Below are 3,606 nucleotides of genomic sequence, written 5' to 3'. Positions count from 1 at the left end.
GAGGTAGTAGGAAACAAAGCTCGGCGATACCCCCGCGTGCGCGTTTCCATGCCCTTCAGCTGTTCCCTTTCCTCGCTAGGAACCAGATGGTGGTTTCGGAAACCGGTCCGTGGTGTTGGTGTGGTCCATGACCTGTCTCTGCAGGGCGTATGCGTGAGTACCGACGCGAACATCAAGCCGGGGGACCAGGTTTCACTCGCGCTCCGACTGACCAAGAGCTCTCCTCCGGCAGAGGTGATGGTGGCTACCGTTTGCTGGACGAACCATCAGTTCCAGGGACTTGCGTTCAGTACTCTCTCGCAAACGTCGTTGAGGCAGTTGACTGAATATATGATGCTTCAGATAGGGAAAGAGTAAGACATGATGGATAATCTAGACGTCAAGGCCGTCGGTGGGCAGAATGTTCCTCAATTGCGCAAGCACCCTCGGGTGCGTGTGTCAGCTCCATTTCCATGTTCGTTGGCCAGGGTCGGTTTGCTGAGGAACGGGGTGGTCGAACAAGGACTGGGGATCATCTATGACGTCTCGGCAAAGGGGGCGCGCGTCATGACGGAAGCGGTAATCACACCTGGCGATCGAATCGCCATGCGTTTGCGATTGCCTGATCAGGCTGCCTCAATGTTCATCGAAACCGCCACGGTTCGGTGGGGAAAAGAACAAACGTACGGAGTGGAATTTGAGTGGTTGTCTCCCAACGACAATAAGCATCTCCAGAGCTTCATGAACCACCAGTCCAGGTCGGGCCAGCCTCTTGCCGTTTAACCTCTCGGTCTTGTAAGGGTGATCGCCTGCCAATTCCGAACATCCTGAAGACGCTCAGCGATCATTGTTTTCGCGTAGGGAGATGAACTGTTTGCGGAAGGTGACGACCTTCACGAGATAATCCCTCGTTTCCTGGTACGGTAAATTATTGCGCAATCGATCATAGACGGCCGGTGGTTTGAGGCGGTTGATCTGATTGAGGGCAGCTATGGAGTCGCCGGCAAATGCCTTGAAGACATTCCGAGGGCCTGTGTTATAAGCAGAGATCACACAATACTCCCTCGAAACCTCATTGTCGATCTGTTCGAGCAGATTATACGACAAGACATTGAGGTAAGCACTACCGAGTTCGATATTATTCTCCGGGTCGAATAGATAATCGCGCGACGGAATCGTATCTTTTCCTTTGGCTCTTCGGTAGGCATCCCGGCCTCCGCTGGTGGGGACCAGCTGCATCAGACCATAAGCCGGGGCGGAACTCACGGCAAAGGGGTTGAAGTTGCTTTCCGTTCTCATGACAGCAAAAATGAGACTCGGGCTGACCTTGAATTGCTCGGCAAATCTGGTGACGGTCGCCCGGTACTTGTCTGCTTGTCGGTTCGAGAAATTCGCGACCATCTTGATTTCGGCGATCAGTGCTTGTTTGGTCACTCCGTTCTGGTCCACCGTTCTTGTTTTAGCGCTCTCGAGCGTTGATGCCGCAAACGTTTCCGCTTGTGCCGGAGTGCGGATCGGCTGTCCTTGTTGATCAATCACCAGGCCCAATAAATACGGAGAGGAGTCACTGGTCAGCGTGACCGGCTTGTCGGAAAAAAGATCAACAGAGCGTGGATCGTCAGGTGTGAGCAAGGTGGTGACGATCGCGTTCCTCAGGCTTTCTTTCGGTGATTTGTCGTCCAAGGTTTCCACCACGATCGACCCGCTGTCGAAGTCGACGATGGTTCGACTCATATAGTTCTGAGTGTATTTCACGTACTTCTTTTGTTCAGGGATCTTGACTTCCTTCTCGCCCCATGTTTGTCGGACCTGTCCTGTCAGGGCGGTCATAAGAGTATTGAAATCTTGTTGGATCATCCGTAGATCTCTGATCACGGCCTCGGGGTCGCGCTGATAGGCATCTACACGCTCTTTGAGAATGTGTTTGGGATCTTTGCCTGTGGCAATGTCGAGTACGGCCCTGCCGGTTCGGCTGCCAAGCACCCGCCCAGCGTTCGTGAGTACACGGTCCGGGGATTCACATCCAGCGAGCAGAAGCAGTAAGGCTAGGAAAAGCGACGTGATACGCATTATAAGTGTTCCATATTGGGCGGCGCATTATACAGAGTTGGGTAGGGAGTGAAAGGACTGATTTCAGAAAATCGGTTGTATTGTGATAAGTCGAAAGAACTATTTGATGGCGACGGCTTTGACTTCTTTGTATGTGGTGTGGCCTTGCAAGACCTTTTGAACGCCGTCTTGCACGAGCGTTGTCATCCCTTCTTCAAGCGCGATTTTCAGCATCTCTTCGGTGCGTGCCTTTTGTTGGACCATTCGCTTCATTTGATCCGTTCCCAAGAGGAGTTCATGTAGAGCGACCCGACCCCTAAACCCAGACCGGTTGCACGTTTCGCATCCTTTCCCGCGGGACAGTCTGAAGGTATTGTCTTGTTTGATGCCGAGCTTATCCCAATACTCAGGTCCATATCCCAGTCGGAGTTCTTCAAATTCCTCTTTGCTTCCGATGTACTGCTCTTTGCAGTCTTTGCAAATCCGGCGAGCCAATCGTTGTGCAAGCACACCCAGCATGGCATCGGCAAAACTGAACGGATCGCAACCCATGTCGAGCAGGCGGGTGACCGTTTCAACCGCGCTGTTGGTGTGCAGTGTGCTCAACACTAGATGGCCGGTGAGTGATGCTTCAATGCCGGTGTCGGCCGTTTCTTTATCCCGCATTTCTCCCACCATGATGACATCGGGATCGGCACGAAGAAATGCGCGCATCGCATTGGCGAATGTCAGGCCTATTTTGGGCTGGACTTGTACTTGACGCAGGCCGTACTGCGTAATTTCGACCGGATCCTCGGCTGTCCATATTTTGATGTCTGGGGTGTTGATATTGCCTAGGACGGAATGCAACGTGGTTGTTTTTCCGGAGCCGGTCGGTCCAACACACAGAATGATGCCATAGGGTTTTTCTGAAATCTCCTTAAGTACTTTGAGGTTCCGCTCCGAGAACCCCATCTTTTCCAGAGGCAGTGGTTCACTCGCCGCGAGGATACGCATGACCACGTCTTCGTTGTATCCGGCTGTGGGAAGGGTCGCGACGCGAAGCTCGATTTCTTTTGTCTCCGAGAGCTTGAATTTGATCTTTCCATCTTGAGGTTTACGGCGCTCGGCAATATCCAGGTTGGCCATGATCTTGAGTCTGGAGACAATAGCCCGCCGGTAACTCTGCGGGATCTTCATGTACTCGAAACAGTCACCGTCGACCCGAAAACGGACCAGGGTTTCGCGTTTTTCTCCATACGGTTCAATGTGAATGTCCGACGCATTTTGGCGATAGGCATCGGCAATGATTTGGTTGGCCAGGCGGACGATCGCGCTGTCGTTTTCATCCAATCCTGCGGCCGTGGAGTCTTCCATCGCCTCGGCCTGCGCCTCGGTGACAAGTTCGCCGAGAATGTCGGAAACATTTTCGTCGAGCTTGCGTCCTCCGCTGTCGCTCTGTCCGGTAGCCGAACTCAGAAATTGGGCGATGTCTCGGCGGAGACTGACGGCGAAACGAATGTTGAGACCCGGGAACGTTCGCTTGATGTCTTGAACGCGATCAAGGTCGCCCGGATCGTCTGTCAGAATCTCGATTGC

Annotated in this window: 4 protein-coding genes; 2 read left to right on the top strand and 2 right to left on the bottom strand. The window is 53.1% G+C overall.

Features of this window, described 5'->3' with window-relative positions; all coding sequences use genetic code 11:
• Both ACOSYY_RS15895 and ACOSYY_RS15890 read left to right on the top strand, forming a co-directional pair.
• A partial coding sequence (locus ACOSYY_RS15895; RefSeq protein ID WP_421663631.1) for a PilZ domain-containing protein occupies positions 1 to 357 on the top strand: 357 nt, incomplete at its 5' end.
• A gap of 3 nt (positions 358 to 360) precedes the next feature.
• Entirely contained in the window at positions 361 to 762 is a 402-nt protein-coding gene (locus ACOSYY_RS15890) for a PilZ domain-containing protein (protein WP_421663629.1), read from the top strand.
• 54 nt (positions 763 to 816) lie between these two features.
• Here the strand turns inward: ACOSYY_RS15890 and ACOSYY_RS15885 are convergent, their stop codons facing one another.
• Both ACOSYY_RS15885 and ACOSYY_RS15880 read right to left on the bottom strand, forming a co-directional pair.
• Positions 817 to 2,049: a murein transglycosylase domain-containing protein gene (locus ACOSYY_RS15885; protein WP_421663627.1), complete on the bottom strand. Its 1,233-nt coding sequence runs from the start codon at positions 2,047 to 2,049 to the stop codon at positions 817 to 819.
• A 99-nt stretch (positions 2,050 to 2,148) separates the two neighbouring features.
• The coding region (locus ACOSYY_RS15880; RefSeq protein WP_421663625.1) for a GspE/PulE family protein at positions 2,149 to 3,606 on the bottom strand (1,458 nt) is incomplete at its 5' end.

Source organism: Nitrospira sp. BLG_2 (assembly GCF_049222245.1).
The sequence above is the reverse complement of the archived record's forward strand: the minus strand, read 5'-3'. Positions and strand labels throughout refer to the sequence as shown.